At 70.7% G+C, this 21,070-nt stretch carries 23 protein-coding genes; 9 read left to right on the top strand and 14 right to left on the bottom strand.

Annotation, left to right across the window (positions count from 1 at the left end):
- The first annotated feature begins 14 nt into the window (after positions 1–14).
- On the top strand, positions 15–602 hold the full coding sequence (locus AB0D93_RS09920) for a TetR family transcriptional regulator (RefSeq protein ID WP_362115902.1): 588 nt from the start codon (positions 15–17) through the stop codon (positions 600–602).
- A gap of 40 nt (positions 603–642) precedes the next feature.
- On the opposite strand, the gene AB0D93_RS09915 is transcribed toward AB0D93_RS09920, so the two are convergent.
- Together AB0D93_RS09915 and AB0D93_RS09910 are read right to left on the bottom strand one after the other, a co-directional pair.
- A complete protein-coding gene (locus AB0D93_RS09915; protein WP_362115899.1) occupies positions 643–1,809 on the bottom strand; it encodes an NAD(P)/FAD-dependent oxidoreductase in 1,167 nt (388 codons plus the stop codon).
- Position 1,810: 1 nt separating this feature from the next.
- Positions 1,811–2,281, bottom strand: a complete 471-nt coding sequence (locus AB0D93_RS09910) for a hypothetical protein (RefSeq protein ID WP_362115896.1) — start codon at positions 2,279–2,281, stop codon at positions 1,811–1,813.
- Positions 2,282–2,354: 73 nt separating this feature from the next.
- On the opposite strand from AB0D93_RS09910, the gene AB0D93_RS09905 reads away from it, so the two are divergent.
- The 3 genes from AB0D93_RS09905 (at position 2,355) to pyrF (ending at position 3,988) form a co-directional block, all read left to right on the top strand.
- Positions 2,355–2,948, top strand: coding sequence for a PadR family transcriptional regulator (locus tag AB0D93_RS09905; RefSeq protein WP_362115893.1), 594 nt, complete (start codon positions 2,355–2,357; stop codon positions 2,946–2,948).
- A gap of 179 nt (positions 2,949–3,127) precedes the next feature.
- Positions 3,128–3,262 carry a hypothetical protein gene (locus AB0D93_RS09900; RefSeq protein WP_362115890.1) on the top strand — a complete coding sequence of 45 codons (135 nt, stop codon included), beginning with the start codon at positions 3,128–3,130 and terminating at the stop codon, positions 3,260–3,262.
- Between the two features lie 30 nt (positions 3,263–3,292).
- Positions 3,293–3,988, top strand: coding sequence for an orotidine-5'-phosphate decarboxylase (pyrF, locus tag AB0D93_RS09895; RefSeq protein ID WP_362115887.1), 696 nt, complete (start codon positions 3,293–3,295; stop codon positions 3,986–3,988).
- Between the two features lie 98 nt (positions 3,989–4,086).
- Here the strand turns inward: pyrF and AB0D93_RS09890 are convergent, their stop codons facing one another.
- On the bottom strand, positions 4,087–4,689 hold the full coding sequence (locus tag AB0D93_RS09890) for a DUF2867 domain-containing protein (RefSeq protein WP_362115884.1): 603 nt from the start codon (positions 4,687–4,689) through the stop codon (positions 4,087–4,089).
- Positions 4,690–4,784: 95 nt separating this feature from the next.
- On the opposite strand from AB0D93_RS09890, the gene AB0D93_RS09885 reads away from it, so the two are divergent.
- Entirely contained in the window at positions 4,785–5,342 is a 558-nt protein-coding gene (locus AB0D93_RS09885; RefSeq protein ID WP_362115881.1) for a TetR/AcrR family transcriptional regulator, read from the top strand.
- 44 nt (positions 5,343–5,386) lie between these two features.
- On the opposite strand, the gene AB0D93_RS09880 is transcribed toward AB0D93_RS09885, so the two are convergent.
- The 5 genes from AB0D93_RS09880 to AB0D93_RS09860 all read right to left on the bottom strand — a co-directional run bounded on the left by AB0D93_RS09880 (position 5,387) and on the right by AB0D93_RS09860 (position 8,490).
- Complete coding sequence (locus AB0D93_RS09880) at positions 5,387–5,938, bottom strand: DUF664 domain-containing protein (RefSeq protein WP_362115878.1); 552 nt, start codon at positions 5,936–5,938, stop codon at positions 5,387–5,389.
- Between the two features lie 36 nt (positions 5,939–5,974).
- Positions 5,975–6,580, bottom strand: coding sequence for a gamma carbonic anhydrase family protein (locus AB0D93_RS09875; protein ID WP_362115875.1), 606 nt, complete (start codon positions 6,578–6,580; stop codon positions 5,975–5,977).
- 63 nt (positions 6,581–6,643) lie between these two features.
- Positions 6,644–7,543, bottom strand: coding sequence for an alpha/beta hydrolase (locus AB0D93_RS09870; protein WP_362115872.1), 900 nt, complete (start codon positions 7,541–7,543; stop codon positions 6,644–6,646).
- 218 nt (positions 7,544–7,761) lie between these two features.
- Positions 7,762–8,184: a CBS domain-containing protein gene (locus tag AB0D93_RS09865; protein WP_362115869.1), complete on the bottom strand. Its 423-nt coding sequence runs from the start codon at positions 8,182–8,184 to the stop codon at positions 7,762–7,764.
- 36 nt (positions 8,185–8,220) lie between these two features.
- Entirely contained in the window at positions 8,221–8,490 is a 270-nt protein-coding gene (locus tag AB0D93_RS09860) for a DUF5133 domain-containing protein (protein WP_362116269.1), read from the bottom strand.
- 241 nt (positions 8,491–8,731) lie between these two features.
- Here AB0D93_RS09860 and AB0D93_RS09855 point away from each other — a divergent pair, with 241 nt between their 5' ends.
- The gene (locus AB0D93_RS09855) at positions 8,732–9,391 is read left to right on the top strand and encodes an alpha/beta family hydrolase (RefSeq protein ID WP_362116266.1); all 660 of its coding nucleotides are present in this window, start codon (positions 8,732–8,734) and stop codon (positions 9,389–9,391) included.
- 147 nt (positions 9,392–9,538) lie between these two features.
- On the opposite strand, the gene AB0D93_RS09850 is transcribed toward AB0D93_RS09855, so the two are convergent.
- Both AB0D93_RS09850 and AB0D93_RS09845 read right to left on the bottom strand, forming a co-directional pair.
- Positions 9,539–9,862 (bottom strand): hypothetical protein, encoded by a 324-nt coding sequence (locus AB0D93_RS09850; RefSeq protein ID WP_362115866.1) that lies wholly within the window; start codon positions 9,860–9,862, stop codon positions 9,539–9,541.
- Between the two features lie 87 nt (positions 9,863–9,949).
- On the bottom strand, positions 9,950–11,080 hold the full coding sequence (locus AB0D93_RS09845) for a CapA family protein (RefSeq protein ID WP_362115863.1): 1,131 nt from the start codon (positions 11,078–11,080) through the stop codon (positions 9,950–9,952).
- 485 nt (positions 11,081–11,565) lie between these two features.
- Here AB0D93_RS09845 and AB0D93_RS09840 point away from each other — a divergent pair, with 485 nt between their 5' ends.
- Both AB0D93_RS09840 and AB0D93_RS09835 read left to right on the top strand, forming a co-directional pair.
- Complete coding sequence (locus AB0D93_RS09840; protein WP_362115860.1) at positions 11,566–12,372, top strand: endonuclease/exonuclease/phosphatase family protein; 807 nt, start codon at positions 11,566–11,568, stop codon at positions 12,370–12,372.
- Between the two features lie 275 nt (positions 12,373–12,647).
- Positions 12,648–13,463 carry an SAM-dependent methyltransferase gene (locus AB0D93_RS09835; protein ID WP_362115857.1) on the top strand — a complete coding sequence of 272 codons (816 nt, stop codon included), beginning with the start codon at positions 12,648–12,650 and terminating at the stop codon, positions 13,461–13,463.
- 219 nt (positions 13,464–13,682) lie between these two features.
- Here AB0D93_RS09835 and AB0D93_RS09830 read toward each other — a convergent pair whose 3' ends face one another.
- Complete coding sequence (locus AB0D93_RS09830) at positions 13,683–14,549, bottom strand: winged helix-turn-helix transcriptional regulator (RefSeq protein WP_362115854.1); 867 nt, start codon at positions 14,547–14,549, stop codon at positions 13,683–13,685.
- Positions 14,550–14,594: 45 nt separating this feature from the next.
- Positions 14,595–15,677 carry a methyltransferase domain-containing protein gene (locus AB0D93_RS09825; RefSeq protein WP_362115851.1) on the bottom strand — a complete coding sequence of 361 codons (1,083 nt, stop codon included), beginning with the start codon at positions 15,675–15,677 and terminating at the stop codon, positions 14,595–14,597.
- A gap of 213 nt (positions 15,678–15,890) precedes the next feature.
- Between AB0D93_RS09825 and AB0D93_RS09820 the strand changes: the two genes are divergently transcribed.
- Complete coding sequence (locus AB0D93_RS09820; protein ID WP_362115848.1) at positions 15,891–16,685, top strand: SDR family oxidoreductase; 795 nt, start codon at positions 15,891–15,893, stop codon at positions 16,683–16,685.
- An 86-nt stretch (positions 16,686–16,771) separates the two neighbouring features.
- Here AB0D93_RS09820 and AB0D93_RS09815 read toward each other — a convergent pair whose 3' ends face one another.
- Both AB0D93_RS09815 and AB0D93_RS09810 read right to left on the bottom strand, forming a co-directional pair.
- Positions 16,772–19,519, bottom strand: coding sequence for an alkaline phosphatase family protein (locus AB0D93_RS09815; protein ID WP_362115845.1), 2,748 nt, complete (start codon positions 19,517–19,519; stop codon positions 16,772–16,774).
- Positions 19,520–19,523: 4 nt separating this feature from the next.
- Positions 19,524–20,891, bottom strand: coding sequence for an ABC transporter permease (locus AB0D93_RS09810; RefSeq protein ID WP_362115842.1), 1,368 nt, complete (start codon positions 20,889–20,891; stop codon positions 19,524–19,526).
- Between the last annotated feature and the right edge of the window lie 179 nt (positions 20,892–21,070).

Genomic DNA, 21,070 nt, shown 5'->3' with positions numbered 1-21,070 from the left:
GGGTGAGGTGTGCAGTGCCGACAGGCATCGCGCTGCGCGACGCGCGTGAGCAACTGTTCGCGGCCGCGGAGCGTGTCCTGCTCCGGGACGGCGCGAACGCGCTGACCAGCCGGGCGGTCACCACCGAGGCGGGAGTCGCCAAGGGGCTGTTGCACCGGCACTTCGCGGACTTCGACGACTTCCTGACCCAGTTCGTCCTGGACGGGATCGGCCGGATCGAGGCCCAGGACGCCGAGCTGCGCGAGTCCGCCGGCAGCGGTGCCGTCGTCGACAACCTCACCCGCGCGCTGACCGACCTGTTCGGCTCGATCGCCCTGCGGATCGTCGGCCTGGTCATCTCCCGCGACGCCGTACGCACGCGCCTGCGTGAGCTCGCGGGAGACGGCGTACCGGTGCTGCGGGAGGCCACCCGGATGATCCGTCGCTACCTCGGCGCGGAACGCGAACGGGGGCGGGTCAGGGCCGATGCCGACCTCGACACACTCGCGCCCACCCTGATCGGGGCCGCCCATCTGCTGTTCGCCGGCCGGGAGGACACGCCCCCGGCACCCGAAGACGTCGAAAAGGTCGTCACCACGGTGATCGCCGACGCCGTGATCTAGTCCCCCGACCCGCACACGCCAGCGGCACCCGGTCACGCCCTCAGGCGGCGACGGGAGCCTCCCAGTGGATCCGGTGGTCGTACTGCCAGGCCATCTTCTCCGGGGTTGCCAAGCGGGCGAACAGCGGCAGGAGCGCGTCGCGGAAGACCCGGCCCACCGGCCCGGCGGCCTTTCCGCTGTTGGTGCGGGCGGCCTGGGCGATCACTCGCTCGACCCGGGCGCGGCGGGCCTGCTCGTAGGCGGTGAACGCCCGAGGGAGCGGCAGGTCCCGCAGCGCGCGGGCGAGTTCCACGGCGCTCTCCGCGGCGAGTGAGACGCCCTGCCCGGAACTCGGGGAGGTGGCGTGGGCGGAGTCGCCGACCAGCACCATCCGACCGCGATGCCAGTGCGGGACGTGCGGGAGATCCTCCATGGGGCCGGCGGCGACCAGGTCGTCGGCGCGGGTGCGCCGCAGCAGGTCCAGGGCGGGCACGGAGTCCCCGGCGAAGACCTCTCCCAGTCGGCGCAGCCACTCCTCGTTCGGGGTCTGCCGCACCTGCTGCCATGTCATGTAGGCATGGGGCAGGTTGGCGAACCAGACGCCGGTGCCGTCGTCGAAGGACTGGTGGCCGAAGAAGGCCCGGCGGCCGAAGGCCATGTACATCCGGTCGCCGGTGGGCGGCAGTCCGGCGCCCTCGACCCGGGCGCCGAAGCCGAGCAGTCCCGAGTAGCGCGGCTGGGGTGCCCGAGGGTCGATCAGCCGGCGCACGGTCGAGCGCAGGCCGTCCGCGCCGATCAGGACGTCGGCCTCGTCACTGGTGGTGCCGTCGGCGAAGACGGCCCGTATGCCGGTGGCGCTCTCGAGGATGTCGACCAGCTGGTGACCGTGGTGGATCCGGACCCCCTGGCCCAGGGCGAGGTCGTAGAGCCTGCGGTACAGGTCGGCGCGCCAGCTGAACTGCATGGGCTGGCGGATCTCGGTGATGGTCCGGCCGCGGTGGTTCTGCAGCACGATGGCGTTCATCGGGGCGCCGACCCGGTCGAGCCCGACCAGACCGAGGGCGGCCCGGCCGTTGGGGGCTATGCCGAGGGCTCCGCCGACGCCGTCGGCGGTCGTGGAGTGGGACTCGTGCACGGTGGCCTCGATCCCGGCCCGGCGCAGCGCGAGCGCTGCGACCGGACCGGCGATGCCGCCACCCACGACGATCGCGGTGCGGGTGCGGTTCATGTCAGCGGGTCCTCTCACGGGTCGGGTCGTCCACGGCGGGCAGTCCGCCCTCTCGGTGGGCGCGGCGCAGGTCGTCCAGGTAGGCGCGCGAGCACATGGCGGTGAGCTGGGCGATGCCGCCGCGGCGGATGCGGATCTCACCGTGAGTGAGCGCTCCGGCCAGTCGCAGCACTGCCGGGCCGGCGCCGGGCTGCGCGTCCTTCACCCGCCCACGGCCGGTGAAGGCCAGGTCCCAGCCGTCCAGGGTGACGTCTTCGGGGACCAGCAGGACCACCGCGGCGGAGTGGAGGTCCAGGTTGACGGTGACCGGCTCGTCCCAGCCGATCCGCGGGGAGCGGAGGTCCAGTACGACGGTGGCCCGACGGGCGCGCACGTCGAACTCGGTGGCCTCGGTCCAGTTGCCGAGGTGCTTCACGGTGGCGTGGTCCGCATGGATGCGCTCGGCGGACTCGAGCGGGGTCGTTGTCTGCATGCGGGAATAGTTTCAATGAAACTAGTCTCGCGTCAACTAGTTCTCTTGAGATTGCCTCCGGTAGGCTCTGCACATGCGCAGCTCCCCTCTCGGTCTCACCGTTCTCTCGCTGCTGCACATGCAGCCGCTGCATCCGTACGGCATCCAGCGGATGATCAAGCAGTGGGGCAAGGACCAGGTCGTCAACGTCAGCCAGCGGGCGAGCCTGTACCGGACCATCGACCGGCTGCTCGAGGCGGGGCTGATCGCGGTGCGCGAGACCAGCCGGGACCAGCAGTACCCGGAGCGCACGGTCTATGAGGTGACCGACGCCGGCCGTGCGGCAACACGTGAGTGGCTGCGGGAGATGCTGGTCGCGCCCCGGGCGGAGTACCCGGAGTTCCCCGCCGCGCTGTCCTTCACGATGATGCTGCTGCCGCAGGAGGTGGAGGCAGACCTCTCCGCGCGCGCGGCCCATGTACGGGCGCGGCTCGCCGAGTTGGAGGCCGCGGCCGAGGGAGCCCGGCACCTGGCGCTCCCGCGGGTCACGATGCTGGAGGACGAGTACCGACGCGCCGTGCTGACCGCGGAGCTCGACTGGCTCGACGCGGTCACGTCCGACCTGCGCTCGGGCGCGCTCACCTGGGACTTCGAGACCCTGGCGGCTCTCGCCAGGGCCACGTCCTGACATCGCCCGACGCCCGGGGTTTTGGACAGGTGGCCTCCTCCGTCCGGTCGGACCAACTGCTGATGGACGTCACCGGTCGCCTTGCTGCACGACGACGCGGGGACAGCTGATCGGCATCGCTCTGTCACTGACAGTCCTGCCGCCCCGGTTGGCCTCTGGAAGGGGCCGAACCGCGCGCGATGCGCACACCGGACGGCAGCGTCGTCAGCGGTGCCCTCCGGGTCCGCTTCGGGAAGTCCTCCATGCGCTCGTCCACCAACACCATCAACTACTCCGGCGGTCTCAACCTCGCCCAGGGCGTCAGTTTCCTCTGACCGGGGCATCCGTGCGGGCACAATGACGCCGTGGATACGAACAACCGGATCATCGTCGCCCTGGACTGCGACAACCGTGCCACCGCCGAGGACCTGGTCGATCGGCTGGGCGACGAGTGCGGCTTCTACAAGGTGGGCCTGGAGCTACTCACCGCGGCCGGCCCCGACTTCGTCCAGCACCTCGTCGGGCGGGGCAAGGAGGTCTTCCTGGACCTCAAGCTCTTCGAGATCCCCCACTCGGTCGCCGGTGCGGTCCGCGCGGCCGGGGCTCTGGGCGTCTCCATGGTGACGGTGCACAGCATGGGCGGCACGGGGATCGTGAGCGCCGCCGTCGAGGCCGCCCGCGCCTTCCCGGACCTGCGGATCCTCGCGTTGACCGTGGTCACCAGCATGACGGACGAGGACCTCGCGGACATCGGCGTCCGCGCCTCGGCCGAGGAGCAGGTGCTCAGGCTGGCCCGTCTGGCGGAGAAGGCCGGCTGTCACGGTGTGATCGCCTCGCCACAGGAGGCCGCCGCTCTGCGGGACGCGCTGGGTCCCGACGCGCTGATCGTCACCCCGGGAATCACCCTGCCCGGTGACTCCCCGGCCGACCATGCCCGCCCGGGAACACCGCGTGCGGCCCTCTCCGACGGCGCCTCGCACGTCGTCGTGGGGCGCACGGTCACCCGTGCCGAGGATCCCGCAGCCGCGCTCCGCCGCGTCCGCACCGGCCTCGTTCCGTAACCGCGCCGCACGGTGGCGGGGAGGACACGCGTGGGGCGATGTGCGAGGCGGATGCCCGACAGCGTCGCCACCACGTGAACACACTGCGCGGGAACCCGTCAACGCGCCCTTCGTCCGGCCGTGTTCGACTGCCACTCGCGGCCGACGGAGCGCAGCAGCGCGGGGTAGATCACCAGGTGACGGAAGGGCTTGATGGCCGCCATGTAGAGGGTCCCGAACAGCCCGTTCGGCTTCACCAGGACGGCCATCTGGCCACGGTGGCCACCGGATCCTTCCGGCACCCAGCCGATGTGCATCACCGCGTGCACGGTCTTGTTGCCCATCTCCGCCGCCCATTCGTCGTCCCTCTGGTAGAGGGAGGTGAACGAAGAAGAGCCGAGGTCGGGACCCCGAGGACCTTCCCGAAGGTCCGCCGGCAGGTGGTCGCACAGAGAGGGGAGCCGGCCGCCGACGCCGGTACCGGCCTCGTCCCAGCCGAACAGGGCCCCGAGCTTCCAGCGCACGGTGAAGAGCACGCGGGAGACGAGGCCCTGTCCCTGCACGCCGCCCCTCATTCGCTCGGCGAACTGCCGCACCAGCCGTACCAGGTCGTCGGGCCCGCCGGGGGTGGGCAGTGCCCACACGTCCTCGACCGTGAAGTCGCCGGTGATCTCGTGGATCCGCCAGGGGCGGTCGGTGTGTGCGGTTCGGGGAAGTCGCATGAGCAGACCCCTGTCTATACGGTGGCGTATAGATCGAGCATAGGACCATCTATACGGCGCCGTATATTGGGCCGGGGAGTGAGGAGGCACACACCATGGGCGCGACTCGCACGCCACGCGGCAAGTGGATCGAGGAAGGCTTGCGAGCACTCGTCGCGGGGGGTCCCGAGGCGGTCCGGATCGAGGTCCTGGCACAGGCGCTCGGCGTCAGCAAGGGTGGTTTCTACGGGTACTTCCGCAACCGTGACGCACTGCTCGCCGAAATGCTCGACACCTGGGAGTACGAGGTCACCGAGAGCGTGATCGAGCAGGTGGAGAGCGACGGGGGAGATGCCAGGGCCAGACTGGAGCGGCTGTTCGCGATCGCCGCCGCGGACGACGGGCCGGTGCGGGGCACCACTGCGGACATCGCCATGCGGGAGTGGGCCCGCCGCGACGCGGCCGTCGCCGAACGCCTGCGTCGCGTGGACAACCGCCGTATGGATTACCTGCGTTCCCTGTTCTCCTCTTTCTGCCCCGACGAGGACGAGGTCGAGGTCCGTTGCCTGATCGCCGTCTCACTGCGTATCGGCAACCACTTCCACGCCTCTGACAGCGGCAGGCACAGCCGCGCGGAAGTGATGGCGCTGATCAGGCAGCGGCTCTTGGACTAGGCTCCGCGTCTGCGGCGTGATCCCAACGACAGGCCCCAGCCGCGTCACACCCCGACCGCGCCGTCGATCCGTTCGCGGATCAGGTCGGCGTGGCCGTTGTGACGGGCGTACTCCTCGATCATGTGGAGGAGCACCCAGCGCAGGGAGACCGTGCCCCGCCAGGCGTCGTGCCCCTCGATGTCCAGATGGGGAGCCTCGGCGACGAACGCCTCCGCGAAGGCCACTTCGGTGCCCCAGGCCTCCCAGGACGCCGCGACGATCCCGGGGTCGGGTCCGGCGCCGTCGAAGTCGCCCTCGGGGACGTCCGGGGAGGAGAAGCGCAGCTCGACGTCGTGCCCGGCGAGCACGGCCCGGAACCAGCGGCGTTCGACGTCGGCGAGGTGCCGGACGAGGCCCAGCAGGGAGAGCGAGGACGGGGACACGGACCTCAGGGCCAACTCCGGCCCCAGACCGGCACACTTCAGCTTCAGGGTGGCGCGCTGGGCGTCCAGCATCGCCACGAGCATGCCGCGCTCGTCACCGGTCGCGGGGCCGCTGAACCGGTGCTCGCTGCCGCTGCCGGTGAACAACTCGATCCGTCGGTCGGGAATCTTCATGCCCCCATGATGGGCTCCGGGCGCCCGTGCCCGGGCTCAGTCTCCTTCGCGGCCGAGGATCACGTCCTGGCGGTGGGAGCCGTAGAACTCGCTCTGCCGGGCCATGATCTCGCGCATCGAGGTGCCCCGCGGGACCCTGTACACCGTTCCGGGGAAGTCCATCTCCCGCTGTACTGCCCAGAGTTCCTCGTGCTGCTCGGGGGCGAAGAGCTGGGCCGGGTCGCCCACGGCGATCCAGCCGATCGGTACGACGGCTCCGGGAGCGAGCCGGGACCCGACGTGCACCACCGCGTTGATCCGCACTTCGGCACCTGCGCCCACGACCGCACCGGGAAAGAGGGAGGCCCCGGTCGCGACGAACGCCTCGTCCCCCACGCGTGCCCCGTTGACGTGCGCGTGCGGTCCGATCAGCACGGCCTCCCCGATCTCCGCCGGGTGCCCCGAACGCCCGCGCACCAGCGCGTTCTCCATCACCACGGTGTTCTCCCCGATGCTGACCTCCCCGTCCTCGGAGGTCAGCACCGCCCCGTGCAGTACGCGCACACCCTCACCCAGGACGACGGCCCCACAGAGCGTCGCGGAGGCCGCGACCAGGGCCGAGTCCGGTACGACGGGTTTGCGGCCCCGGTGCTCGATCAGCATGTGCATCCCCTCTCGATCCGATACGACGCCCACTGCGCGAAGTCGCATGAACAGCGCTGGAGCTCACCGGCGGGAGGCTGCCGTGTCCGCCGCCAGGCGGAGGATCGCCTCGGCCGTGGCCTCGGGCGCCTCCCGGGGCGGGAAGTGACCGACACCGGGCAGCAGGACCCGCTCGTACGGGCCGGCGAACAACCCGTCCTTGTCCTCGGTGGTCTCGGCGAGGTTGTCACCGTCACGCTCGCCGTGGAGCACGACCGAGGGGACCCGCACCGGTGGCGGCTCGGCCAGGCGGTCTTCTATGTCCTGGTAGGCCGGGTCGCCGTCCGCCTCACCCCAGCGGTGCAGGTAGGCGTGGACACTGATGTCGGCCCAGTCGGGGTTGGCCCATGCAGCGGCCGCCTGATCGAACGCGGCGTCGGTGAAATCCCACCCCGGTGACCAGGACTGCCACAGATACCGGCAGAAGGCACGCCGGTCCCCCTCCAGTGCTGCCCGGCCACGGGATGTGGCCATGTACCACTCGTACCAGTACGCGTGCGCCAGCGGGTAGGGGACCGCGCTGTCGGGTCGGTTGGTCGAGTAGCCCGCGGAGACGGCGACGAGCGCACGGATCCGGTCGGGGAACAGGGCCCCGACGACGTATCCGGCACGAGCCCCCCAGTCGTGGCCCGCCACCACCACGTCGTCGAGGTCCAGGGCCTCGATGAAGTGGCCCAGGTCCCGGCCGAGCGCGCCGATCTGCCCGCTGCGCGGGCGGGAGGCGTCAAGGAACCGGGTCGCCCCGAAGCCGCGGAGATAGGGGCGGTACACCCGGTAGCCGGCCTGGTGCAGGTGCGGCAGCACCGTGTCCCAGCAGTGGATGTCGTCGGGCCAGCCGTGCACCGCCACCAGGGGCCGGCCGTCCGCCGGGCCGCTGTCGTCGTAGGCGATCCGCAGGACCGCCGTGTCCACGTGACCGTTCATGACCGATCGGGTAGCCCTCGCTCGGCCCGCCGAAACGGCTCACGGAGGACGTGAGAGCGACAAACGGAATAGTCTTCACCTTCCCTGACGGGCCACATGATTTCGGACCGGCCTGGCCGTCCACATGCTCGTGCCCCACCTCGCCGACCTAGCGGCGAGGTGGGGCAGTTGGTGGCAGCGTCCGGGCGGCTCGGCCGTGTTGGCCGGCCACCCTGGGATCACGCCGCGTACACCCGCTGGACGAACTCCGCGAGTTGGTCGTCGGTGAGGTGCCGGGCGATGTCGGTCTCGCTGATCATTCCGACCATGCGCTTGTTCTCCACCACAGGCAGACGCTTGATCTGGTGGCTCTCCATCTCCCGCAGGGCGTCGGAGATGTCGGAGGCGGCGTCGATCCAGCGTGGTGTGCCCTCACACAGGTCACCGCATGTCATCCGCGCGGGGTCGTGCCCCGAGGCGACGCACTTCACCACGATGTCGCGGTCGGTGATGATGCCGCACATCCGGTCACCGTTGTCGGGGTCGCTGACGGGAAGTGCGCCCAGCTCGTGGTCCCGCATCAGCTGGGCCGCGCGGTCCAGCGTCTCGTACCGGGGTATCCACTGGGCACCCGGGTTCATGATGTCCTTCGCGAGCGTCATCGCTCGTCCCTCCGTCCTGCTCGGTCTGTCCCCGCCTCACCGGTGCCACCGTGGGCCGAAAGCCACCGCCCGGGTCCGCGTGTTCTGCTCCCTCAGATAAGTGATCAGGTCGGTACGCAGATAGCGCCGGGCGGCCTCGGCCGCCTCCCGCACGTTCCGCTTGCCCATCAGCACGCACAGTGTGTAGCCCGAGTCCTCCAGGGCGGCACGCGAGGCGAGGTCGGTGGGCGCCGCGACCACGGCGAGCTGGCAGACCCGGTAGCGTCGAAGCTGACGGGTTACTTCGGATTTGGCCGGTAGCAGCATCATGCTGTTCACCACCCCAGGGCTCGGCAGACGACGTTCCCGAGGGTGACGACGGTGCCGTGCGCGGTGTACATGCCATGCCCCTGGCAAGGCCTTCAGCGCCATCGTGCACGAGGCACGTGGTGATGTCTTGTTGGGCTTTCAATCGTGAGCCCTGCGAGCCCCGGGGTACGTGGAGGGTACGCAGTCGGTACAACGGGAGGACCGAGGTCTTCGGTGTCCTCCGGGGAAGTTGATGGCCATGAAGTCGGAGTCGGTGGTGGTGCCGGCCGACGGCGCCGCGCTACCTGGTGATCTCGTGGTGCCGGAGTCCGCACGGGCCGTGGTGCTGTTCGCGCACGGCAGCGGCAGTTCCCGGCACAGTCCGCGCAACCGGGCTGTCGCCGAGGCTCTGCGCGAGGCCCGGTTGGGCACCTTGCTGATCGACCTGCTCACCGAGGAGGAGGAACGGCGTGACATCGTGACCGCCGAGCACCGTTTCGACATCGCGCTGCTGGGGCGTCGCCTGGTGGCGGCCATGGAGTGGCTCGGCGCCCGGCCCGGCACCCGGGACCTGCCGGTCATCCTCTTCGGCGCCAGCACGGGGGCCGCCGCCGCGCTGCAGGCCGCCGCCGAGCGGCCCGACGGTGTCCTGACCGTCGTCTCCCGGGGCGGGCGGCCGGATCTGGCGGGCGACGCGCTGCCCGCCGTACGCGCGCCCGTCCTGCTGGTCGTCGGAGGCCGGGACGACGTGGTGCTGCGGCTCAACGAGGAGGCCGCTCGGCGCCTCCAGGTCGCCAACTCCCTGCGGGTGATCCCGGGTGCGACCCACCTGTTCGAGGAACCGGGCGCCCTGGAACAGGTCGCCGACACCGTCCGGGAGTGGTGCGAGGAGTGTCTGGGGGCGGCGTCGGCGACGTGACGGGGGTGGACGAGCGGCTGCTCCGCTCCTCCAGGCTCAGCGGTTCTCCAGGCTCAGCGGTTCTCCAGACTGGGCGGTCAGGCTCGGCCGTTGTCCAGGCTCAGCGGTTCTCCAGACTGGGCGGTCAGGCTCGGCCGTTGTCCAGGCTCAGCCCGGATGCGGTCCCGCCTGCCCCGGCATCCCACCGAGCGTGGTCGTTTCCCGCGTCCTGCGTCCCCAGGGAGAGCGCGGGCGGCGGTGCCGGTGGCGGTGCGTGGCGGCCGAGGCCATCATCGCCAGGCCCAGGCAGAAGAGGAGCGCCAGCGCGAGGCCGGAGCTGAACAGCGCCAGACCGTTCATGGTCGCGATGTCGTGGCCGAGAACGGAAACGGTGTACTCGGGCCCGCCGGACATGTTGCCGAGGATCGCCAGGGCGGTGAAGGCGCCCGTGCCCGCGAGCAGGAGCAGTCCGAGAAACAGCATCTCAGTCATCTCCTCAGGAAACGTCTGCCGCTCGCACGGGTACCCGCGACCCTGCGGCCATACCACCACTGCACGGCGTGACGCCGGGCCGGCGGTTCACGGGGCCGTCTCCGCTGCCGGGGCTGCTGCTGCCTCGACGCTGAGCATGCCGTCGCTCCCGATGCCGATGCGTACGCCGCGGCTGATCCGGTCCAGGGTCGCGCGCAGCCAGGCGCGGTCCTGTTCCGCTGCGGGCTCCAGCCTCATGCGGCGCGCCCGCAGGGGGAACATCCGCAGGCCGGTCGGGCGCCCGGTGTCCGCCGCCACCGAGACCAGGTAGCCGAGCCGGAGGTCGTCGCGGTACTCCTCGTAGCCGGAGATGCCTTCGTAGTCGTCGATGAAGTCGCCGCAGCCGTGGAGGATCAGCCGGTCCCGGTAGACCTCGACGGGGCGGGGGTGGTGCGAGGAGTGTCCGTGGACGATGTCGACGCCGCCGTCGACCAGGGCGTGCGCGAAGTGCCTCTGGTCGCGGGGGACGAGGTAACCCCAGTTGGAACCCCAGTGCACCGACACGACCACGATGTCGCCGGGGCGCCTCGCCGCCCGCACCCGCTCGACGACGGCCTCGGCGGCCGTCGGTGACAGCTCAGGCACGTGGGCGACGCCGGACCGGACGGTGGTCGCGGCCCAGTCGGGCGGGATACCGCTGGACAGGGTGCCGAGGGCGAAGACCAGGATGCGCCGGGCGGGACCGATGGGCATCACGGCGGGCGCCTCGGCCTCGTCCGCGTCCCGGCCCGCGCCGACGGTCCGCAGCCCGGCACCGGCGAGCGAGTCCAGCGTCTCTTCCAGACCCGGCCGGCCGAAGTCCAGCACATGGTTGTTGGACAGGACGCACACGTCGGGCCGGGCCACCGTCAGGGCCGGCATGTTGGCCGGGTGCATGCGGTAGTGGACCGCCTTGCCCGGCGCGAACGCGTCACTCTGTGTGACAGCCGTCTCCAGGTTCAGGATCCTGGCGTCCGGGGCGGCCTCGTCCAGCACCCGCAGCGCCGCGCCCCACGGCCAGGCGGGTTCGACCGGCGCGGGGATCGGCCCGTTCACGGCCTCGGCGAATTCCACGTACGACCGGGCGTCCCTGACGTGGTCCTCGCGCAGCACCGGACGGCCGGGGTGCTGGAGGATCTGATCGACTCCGCGCCCGAGCATCACGTCACCGCAGAGAAACAGCGTGACCGCGCCGCGCATACCCCCACACTAGGCGGCCTTTCCCGGCATGGCCCGACCCAGGTTCCGTGTGAACAGCGGTGAGAGCAGCAGGGCGCGCTGGCAGGTGAGTTCACCCCCGATGGAGTGAACTTGTCCAGACACCTTTTCTCCATGGACTGATCGGACGAAGTTCCCCCGGCCGTACCCGGAGGCGCCCTAGAGTCGCCCTGTCATGTACGCGTCCCGACGGCCGGTCGCAGGCCGTCCAACCCCCCCCCATTCACCAGGAGAGCGCATGGTCTCGCGTCGTACAGCTACCGCCCTCACCTCCACAGCGGCAGCCATGCTCCTCGGCTTCAGCGGCTACGCGGCCCCTGCGGCGAGCGCGGGCACCGGAACCACACTGTCGGTGTTCGCCTGGAACGTCGATCTCGGCACCCCGATCCGTCGACACCACCCAGAACGAGAAGGCGGCCCAGCGCACCCCGACCATCGAGTCGATCATCCGTCGGCACAGCGCAGACGTGGTCGTGCTGGACGAGGACTTCAACAACACCTCGACCGCCGACATCACCGGCAAGCTCGCCGACCTCTACCCGTACCACACCCCGGTGGTCGGCCAGACCTGCTCCGGCGGCGGCTGGACGGGCATCAGCGGCGACTGCTCCAACTCGTGGTTCGTCATCAACGGCGGCACGATGATCCTGTCCAAGTACCCGATCGACGCCCAGTACGCCCACGTCTTCAGCAACTCCACCTACGGCACCTGGGACTACCACGCCAACAAGGGCGCGGCGCTGGTGCAGATCGACAAGGGCGGGGTGAAGAGCTGGGTGGTCGGCACGCACCTGCAGGCCGACGAGTCCGGCACCTCCACCGACACGACACAGTCCACCCGGCTCGCCCAGCTCGAGGAGATCCGCTCATGGGTGGACGGCATCGCCGGCTCGAGCGGGCCGGTACTGATCGGTGGGGACATGAACGTGGAGTACTACGGCGGCCGGGCGCGCGGCGACCACGCCAACGCCCAGGCCGCGGTGAACGGCGTGCTCGGCTCCCCGGCCACGAACCCGGACCAGACCCTGCGGACCATGGACTGCCCGGTCTCCACCTGGTGCCAGTACATGTCCGGCGTCGAGTCCTTCCCGAAGGACTACCGGGACGACCTCGATTACATCGGCTATCTGAACGCGGCAGGCCGCCCGACGCCGGCCGCCATGTCCGGCGTCAACGTGGACATCGACCCCCAGGCCGGCTGGACGACCGGCCAGGTCGACACCAATGCTCCGAGCGACCACTACCCCGTCGAGACGACGTTCCGGCTCAACTGACGCCGGCACGGGGCAGAACCAGGGAGCAGGCCGACGTCGTCGTGCACCGCGGTGACGGGTTCGGCCGGCGGTCCCTGCGGCTCATCGGGTGTGAGCGGCCGGCAGGGCGTGCACGGCCGTCGGCGGCCCTCCTCGGGCTGACGACGGCCACCGGAACGTCTCGTCCGCCCGCGCCCGGACATGATGGCCGAACCGGCGGGCGGTAGGCGGGTGTTCGGACGTAGGTTGGGGCATGAATGATCCGTGCCACGACGGAAGAGACGGGACACGACTCCATGACCGACCCCGCGACCACGCCCGAAGCGGCGCTGGGCCAGAAGATCGACACCTCGGTGCCGCACTCCGCGCGCATCTGGAACTACTGGCTCGGCGGCAAGGACAACTACCCCGTCGACGAGGAGGCCGGCGACGCGTACACCGCCGTCTTCCCCGGCATCGTCACCATCGCCCGCAGCAGCCGCGCCTTCCTGCGCCGCAACATCACGTATCTGGTGCGCGAGGCGGGCATCCGGCAGTTCCTCGACGTCGGCACCGGTCTGCCGACCGCCGAGAACACGCACGAGGTCGCCCAGCGGCTCGCCCCCGAATCGCGGATCGTCTACGTGGACAACGACCCGATGGTCCTGGCCCACGCCCGCGCCCTGCTCTACTCCTCCGCCGAGGGCGCGACCGCCTACATCGACGCCGACGTGACCGACCCGGACCGGATCCTCGCCGTCGCCGCCGAGACACTGGACTTCGGCCGCCCCACCGCGCTGATCCTCAGCAACATCCTGGGCCACGTCGCCGACCACGACCAGGCCCGCACCATCGCCTCCCGCCTGCTGGCGGCCCTCCCGTCCGGCAGTTACCTCTCCGTCAACGACGGTTCGCTCGGCATCGATCCCGTCTTCGAGCAGGCCCAGGACGCCTACAACGCCAGCGGCGCCGTCCCCTACAACCTGCGTACGGTCGACGAGATCACCGCCTTCTTCGACGGCTTGGAGCTGGTCGAGCCCGGCGTCGTCCCCGTGACGCAGTGGCGTCCCGAGCCCGGTTCGCCGGCCCCCGAGGTCGTCGCCGAGCACGGCGGACTCGCCCGCAAGCCGTGACCACCGATCCGGCGGCGCCTCCGAGGCGTCGCCAGCGCTTGACCAGCGGCTGGGCTTCGTCGAGGAGGGCCCTCTGCGCGACCGGGTGTTCCTCGCGGGCCGGCACCGAGACGTCGTCGTGCCGGGCGTGCTCGCCGACGAGTTCGCCAAGGCGCACCGGACGCCCGTACAGGGGCCGTAGGGCGCGCGGCGGACAGGACCCGCACACGCCCCGGGCGTTCAGGCCCTACGGGCGCACTCGGTGGCCAGGCGCAGGCTCTCGCAGACCGCGTGCGGTATGTCGACGACCGGGAACAGGGCGTGCCGCACGACGCGTTCGGCGTCGATGACGAGGATCAGGCGCTTGTGCCGCAGCCGGCCGGCCCCGCGGAAGGTCGGCAGTCGCAAGGCGGCGGCCAGCCGGTGCTGGGCGTCGGAGAGGAGGTCGTACGGGACCTTCTCGGCCTGGGCGAACTCGGCCTGTTCATGGGGGAGTTGTGTGCTGATCCCGCGCACGTCCACGCCCGCGTGCCGGAAGTCGGGCCAGGCATCCCGAAAGAGCCGGTTCTCCAGCGTGCAGCCGGCGGCGCCGGGGATCGGCTCGCCCCAGTCGACTCCCGCGCCGGGGTAGGTGAACAGTACGGTCGCGGCCGCGGCGGGCGCGACGAGCGGCACGTCGCCGCCCTGCGTGCCCGGCAGACCGAGGCCGTCGGGCAGGCGGGTGCCGGCCAGGGCGTGCACCCGGGCGTGCTCGGCGCTGTCCTCGGCGGCCGTCGCGGTGACAGTGCCGTCGCCCAGCACCCAGCGGTCGCCCCAGTCCTGCATGGCCACGAGGAGAGGCACCAGCGCGGCCCCGGCATCGGTGAGCAGGTATTCGTGGCGGGTCGGCCTGTGCTGATAGGGGCTGCGCCGCAGGACACCCTGGGCGACGAGTCCGCCGAGCCGCTCGGTGAGGACCTTTCGGGACAGGCCGATCTCCGCGGCCAGCGCGTCGAAGCGCACGTGTCCGCGGGCGACTTCCCGCAACACCAGTACGTTCCACCAGTCCCCCAGGACCAGCGCGGCCTGGGCGATGCCACAGGTCTCGTCAGCGTTGTGCATCCTCATGCGGCCATAGTAGGTTCCCTTTGGGTACTCACTTGACTCCGCTGGTCAGCCCTTGGCGGCCACGTAATACACGTTGATCGGGTCGTCCTCCACGGACTTGATGTCGACGCCGCCGAACCCGGCCTCCCGAAGCATCCGTACGGCCGTCTCGCGGCCCCACACCGTGCCCAGACTGGCTCCGCCCGTGCTGAGCGAGGTCGTCATGCAGTAGAAGACGGAGAAGCTGTAGAGCGCCGGCGCGAGGGGGTGGCCGATGTTCTGCTCCAGCCTGCTGGAGGCGGCGATGTCGCCCATGAGGAACGTTCCCCCGGTGCGCAGGGCGCCGGCGATCGCCGAGAGGGTCTCGGCCGGCCGGGCCAGGTCGTGGATGACATCGAACGCCGTGACGAGGTCGTACTCGCCCGTGATCTGCGTGGAGTCGGCGACGGTGAAGCGCAGGTTGCGCAGACCGGCACGGGCCGCCTCGGCCCTGGCGGCCGCGATACCGTCCTCCGACTGGTCCAGGCCGTGGAAGCGGCTCGCGGGGAACGCCCGCGCCAGCACGAGCGGGGCGTGACCTTGTCCCGTACCCACGTCGAGCACGTCGATGCCGGCCCGCAGGCGCTCGGGAAGCCCGGTTGCCAGCGGCACGATCACATCCACCAGCGCCGCGTCGTAGATCCGGGCGGTCTCCTCGGCCCGCAGTGCCTGGAAGCGGGGGTACGCCGAGTACGGCACTCCCCCACCGTCCCGGAAGCACTGTACGACCTGTTGTTCGACCTCGCCCATGAGCGCGACGTAGGGCATCATCGCCGCCAGGTTGTCCGGTCCCGCGGCCCTGGTCAGCGACGCGGCGTGCTCCGGTGGCAGCACATAGGTGTCCCCTGCCGGGTCGTACTCGACGAGTCCCCCGACGACCATCCCGCCCAGCCACTCCCGCACATACCGTTCGTCCAGGTCGGCCGCCTTGGCCAGCTCGGCGCTGGTCGACGGGGGCAGGCCGGCCAGGGTGTCGAACAGGCCGCACTGGTGCCCGACGCTCGTGAGCAGGGCCAGCGCCGCCTTGTTGAGCACGTCGAGCATGTCGGCCGCGAACGCTTCCTGTCTCCTGGGATCCGGTTGCGCCTGGTGCGCCCGGGAAACCGACATGTTTCCTCCCTCACCGGTGGGACACGTCTTTGTCAGGTTATGCCGGAACCCCAGCTCCGGATCTCACGGCACCTGCACGGTCACCCGGTCCGGCGTCGGAAGCGCACCGCCGAAAGGCCTACCCCGCTCGCGTCCTTCGCCGGTGCGGCACGCGCGGCCGCCACACTGGCGGGCCATGGCACCCATGCGCCTACGAAGGGAACACGCCCGCCCATGCACATCGACCTGACAGGACGCACCGCCCTTGTCACCGGCTCCACGCAGGGCATCGGTGCGGCCATCGCCGTCGCCCTCGCCCGGGCCGGGGCCCGCGTGGGGATCAACGGCCGCGACGAGCGGCGGGTGGCCGACAGCGTCGCGTCGCTTTCCGCGGAGGCGGCCGGGGCCGAGCTGGTGCCGGTGGCCGCCGACGTCTCCGGTGACGAAGGTGCGGCCCGGGTGGCGGAGCTGCTGCCCGAAGTGGACATCCTCGTCAACAACCTGGGCGTCTTCGGCACCGCCGACCCCTTGGAGATCTCCGACGCGGAGTGGCGGCGCTACTTCGAGGTGAACGTACTCGCCGCCGTACGGCTGACCCGGCTGTATCTGCCGGGCATGACCGAGCGCGGCTGGGGGCGGGTGCAGAACGTGGCCAGCGACTCGGCCGTGGCCATCCCCGCGGAGATGATCCATTACGGGATGTCGAAGACGGCGCTGCTGGCGGTGAGCCGCGGTTTCGCCAAGAAGGCGGCGGGCACGGGGGTGACGGTGAACTCGGTCATCGCGGGGCCCACGCACACCGGCGGCGTCGAGGACTTCGTGTACGAACTGGTCGACCGGGAGTTGCCCTGGGAAGAGGCCCAGCGCACGTTCATGCGCACAAACCGGCCCCAGTCCCTGCTGCAGCGGCTCATCGAGCCGGCGGAGATCGCCCACATGGTGGTCTACCTCAGCTCCGAACAGGCCTCCGCCACCACCGGCGGAGCCCTGCGGGTCGACGGCGGATACATCGACTCGATCCTCCCCTGACCGCCCTTCGCCGAGTCCCGTCCGACGGCGAGGACCCCTGGCAGGCCGTGCGGCCGGTCAGGGGTCCTCGACGGGTTCAGCCCGCGTCAGCCGTCGGACTCCGACGACGGGATGTAGGCACCCGGGACGTCGTTCGGTGCGTAGATCTTCTTCTCACCGGGGTACGGCGTCTTCCAGTTGTGCGTCTGGTACCACGTGAAGTGGTTCATCTGGGCGGGGTTGGCGAAGTCGGGTATGGCGTGGGAGCCGGTCAGGTGCTGCTTGGACTTCCACGCGTCCCACTCGCCGGCGAGCTTCCGCATGTCCGCCGGGACCTTCGCCGCCGGGACCGCCGCGGCCTTGGGGTCCTGCGGTGCCGGGGTGTCCACACCGCAGGAGGGCGGGGTCTTCAGACCGTCGGTCAGCGAGGTCCGGTTCGGCACCGCCGTGAACGGTGTGTCGTCCGGGCGCTGGGTGAACGCCCCGCGCATCGGGGTGGCCGCGCTGTCCTTCTGGTTCATCGGGTGGATCCCGAGGATCTGCTCGATGGTGCGGATCATCGTGATCTGCGAGTAGTAGTGGCTGTCGACGGTGCCGTGCTGGGCCCAGGGGCTGATGACCTGGATCGGGGCACGGTGGCCGTCGACGTGGTCGAGGCCGGCCTGGGAGTCGTCCTCGACGACGAAGATCGCCGAGTCCTTCCAGTACCTGCTGTGCGAGATCTCGTCGACCATCCTGCCGACCGCGAGGTCGTTGTCCGCCACCTGAGCCTGCGCGCTCGCCGGACCACCGGTGTGGTCGTTGGAGAGCCAGAACATGTTCAGGTTCGCGGGCCCGTTCTTCTCGAAGTCCTGCTTCCAGATCTCGTACTTGTAGACGTCCGGGACGTCGAGGTCGAACATCGGGAAGCCGGGCGCCGACACCGCGTTGAGCGACGGGATCGCCGAGCCGGTCTGGATGGGGTAGGCGGTGGGCTGACCGGTCGCGTCCATGTTCTTGGCGTCGCAGTACAGGTTCTGCCAGGTCGCGCCGGACGGCTTGCTCTCGATCGACTGGAACTCGCCGAAGTCCCGCACGCTCTTGCCGGCCGCCTGCGCGCCGGTCCAGAGGAAGCCCGACCTCTGGTGGCCGAGCGCGTCGTTCTCGGTGTCGTAGCTGCGCTGGTACTCACCGGCCGAGGACTCGGTGTACTCCGGGTCGTCGGCCTGCATCAGCCAGTTGTGGCCCTCGGCGGAGTTCGTGCCGATGTCGTACGTGTTGTCGTACAGCCCGAACTGCTTGGCCAGTGCGTGCTGGTTCGGCGTCACGTTCTCGCCGAACTGCGTCACCGACGAGTCGCCGTTGCCCTCCGGCACGTCGCCGAAGACCTGGTCGTACGTCCGGTTCTCCTTGACGATCATGAACACGTGCTTGATCGTCGACGGGTCCCCGAGCCGCGCCGGCACCGGAACCGGCCAGGCGTGGCTCTTGCCCTTGGCCTGTGTGACCGAGCCGGGGGTCCAGCCGTTCTGCTGGAAGACCTTGACCGTCTCGGACCTGATGGTGCGGTCGTCCGGCAGGGTGAACCGCGTCAGGCTCGACGTCGTGTCGTGGGTGCCGTGCCCGACGGGGTTGTTCGGGCGGCGGGCGTCGATGCCACGGGTGTTGGAGACCAGCACCTGGTCGCCGACGGTCGTGATCTCCGCGGGGAAGTAGTCCGTGGGCAGCAGGCCGACGTAACTCACCGGCTCCAGCGGGCTCTTGTACCGGTACACCGCGACCGCGTTGGCACGGCCGAGCGTCACCAGCAGGCGGCCGTCGTCGGTGAGCGTCACCGCGTTGGGCTCGTAACCCACCGACGCCTCGGGCCACGGCTGGGTGTCGATGGTCTGTACGACCTTGTCCTTGGCGGTGTCGACGACCGACACGCTGTTGCCGGCCGTGTTGGTCACGAACAGCGCCCTGCCCTTGGCGTACAGGGCGGTCGGGTGCAGACCGACGTCGATGCTCGCGGGGGCCGCCGTCGGGTTGGCCAGGTCGATGACGCTCACCGTGCCGGTGGTGGTCGCACCGGTCTTCGGGTCGGCCGGAACCTGGGTGCCGTACGAGTTGATGGTGGTGTCTCCGGGCCGGGCCGGACGGCCACCCTCGTTGCTGACGTAGAGCTTGTCGCCGACCACGACCATGTCGCGCGGCGCGTTGCCCACGGCCCAGCTCTGCTTGATGGCGCCGGTGGCCGCGTCGATGGCGACCACCCGGTTCTGGCCGTTGACCGCGGAGTACACGGTCGAGCCGTCGGACGAGAAGACCGCCTGGCCGACCAGCGCGTGCTTGGCTCCGTCCGCCGGGATGGTGACCGGGGTCGGGTTGGCGACGGTGCCGTCCGGGTTGACCGTGAACTTGGTGTAGCCGTCGGTCTGGCCCAGCCACAGCTGCGTGCCGTCGGGCGAGTACGTGGGGCCTTCCTGGCCCACGGAGTTGCTGCTCAGGCGCGGGGTCGACGACGCGGCGGTGCCGACGACCTGCTGCACCTTCCAGTTCTTGACGTCGACGATGGCCAGCGCGCTGCCGCCGTCGGTGACCGAGGCCGCGAGGTGGCTGCCGTCCGGGCTGGGCGCGGACGACATGATCTTGCCGTTGTTGATGACCAGGCGGTCGCCGTAGGGGGCGATGTACTGGTCGCTGGAGATGACCTGGCCGTGATCGGTGACCTGGCCGACCTGGTCGGTGCCGAACTGCCGTGTCTGGGCGTAACCGATGCCGGCGGTGACGGCGAGGACGACCGCGATGGCGCCGGCCGTGAGGGTGCTCCGGCGACCGATCCGTCTGCCGAGCAGTTCCCGCTCGGCAGGTCGGCGGTTGCGGGTTACGTGCATGGAGTCATCCCTTCGAGGAGCGAAGAAGTTCGACGTTGCCGTCGAACTGCCAAAGTGGGTTCGGTGCGTCTCCGGTCGAAGTCCGCACCAGGAAGTAGCCGTTCACTTCCTTCGGTCCGTCGCCGTCGGCCACGAACCGCCCGTCTGTGGTGATGTCGAGCTGGTAGACGGCCGTCCCCGTGGCCTGGATGCCGGGCAGATGCCAGGAGACGACACATCGCCAGTCGTTGCCGGGGCCCTCCGCGTCGTCCTTGACGCTGCCCTTGGTGCAGGCCGCCGTGGCCTTCAGCTGAGCCTCGGTGACGGCGGGCCGGTTGAGCTGTGCGGTCTGCATGCGGTAGAGGTGGGCGAACTCCGTGGCGACCGAGCGCTGGACCTTGGCCTGCTCGATCCCGGAGTCCGTCGGGGCGGTCGTCACTGCCGCGACGACGGCGACCGTCACGGCGACCAGCCCCACGAGCGGCAGCAGGCCGACGGTGAGCGCGCGACGCCCCGAGCCGTCGTCGGTCGGGTTGGTGAAGTCGCGCCGCAGGAAGAGGAGACAGGCCAGCGCGGTCGCGGTGACGGCCCACACCAGACTGACGACGACGCCGATCAGGAGCGGGCCGAGCTGTACCGGGCTGGTGAACAGGCCGTTCCAGGAGATGAACGCCCAACTGGGCAGGGCGACGCGTACGGTGACGGGCAGCGGCAGCATCTGGGCGAGCTGCATCGCGAGCGCGACGACCGCCGGGAGCAGCAGCCCCATCGGGGACCGCCCCAGTACGACCGACCCGAGCAGGCCGATCCCGGCGAGGGCCAGGGTGGGGGCGAGTACGCAGGCCCAGGCGAGCAGCACCTTGCCGGCCGCGTCCCCCGGGGTCAGCAGGTGGCCGTCGAGACCGACCAGCGGCTGGTCGCCGACCGCCACGAGCCCGCCGACCGTGCTCGATGCCGCCAGCCCGACCACGAGCAGCAGGATCACGGTGAGACTCGCCAGTGCCTTCGCCGCGAAGATCCGACGGGGCGAACGGACGGCGACGAGCAGGTGACGCCAGGTGCCGAGCCGGTCCTCGGCGGCGAACACGTCCCCGGCGACCACGGACGTCAGCAGCGGAAGCGCCCACGTGCCGGAGAACCCGAGGATCACCAGCGGTCCGGCCCAGCCCGTGGCGAGCATCCACCGGCCGAAGAGGGTGTCGGCGGGCAGGGTGCTCTGCCGGCTCACTCCGGCGACGAAGAGGGCCGGCGCGATCCAGCAGGCAAGCACCAGCAGGCGGATCCGCCACTGCGAGACGAGCTTGACCATTTCGAAGCGGTAGCCCCGGGCAACCGAGGTGCGCGCTGCGGCTCCGGTGGCGGCGGGCGGGGCGAGGGGTGCGGTCGCGGTCATCGGTCGGCCTCCTGCCGCTGAACGTCGGCCTGCTGCGGCGGATCTCCGACTTCCTGACGCCTCTCACCGGACTCCCGACGCCCCGTGCCGGGCTCCTGCGACCCCGCGCCGGGCTCCTCGCCCACGGCACCCAACATCCGCGACCCCGCGCCAGACCCCTCGCGCACAGCGCCCAACCT

This window comes from Streptomyces sp. NPDC048191, assembly GCF_040652655.1.
In the GTDB taxonomy this organism is placed as follows: Bacteria; Actinomycetota; Actinomycetes; order Streptomycetales; family Streptomycetaceae; genus Streptomyces.
The sequence above is the reverse complement of the archived record's forward strand: the minus strand, read 5'-3'. Positions and strand labels throughout refer to the sequence as shown.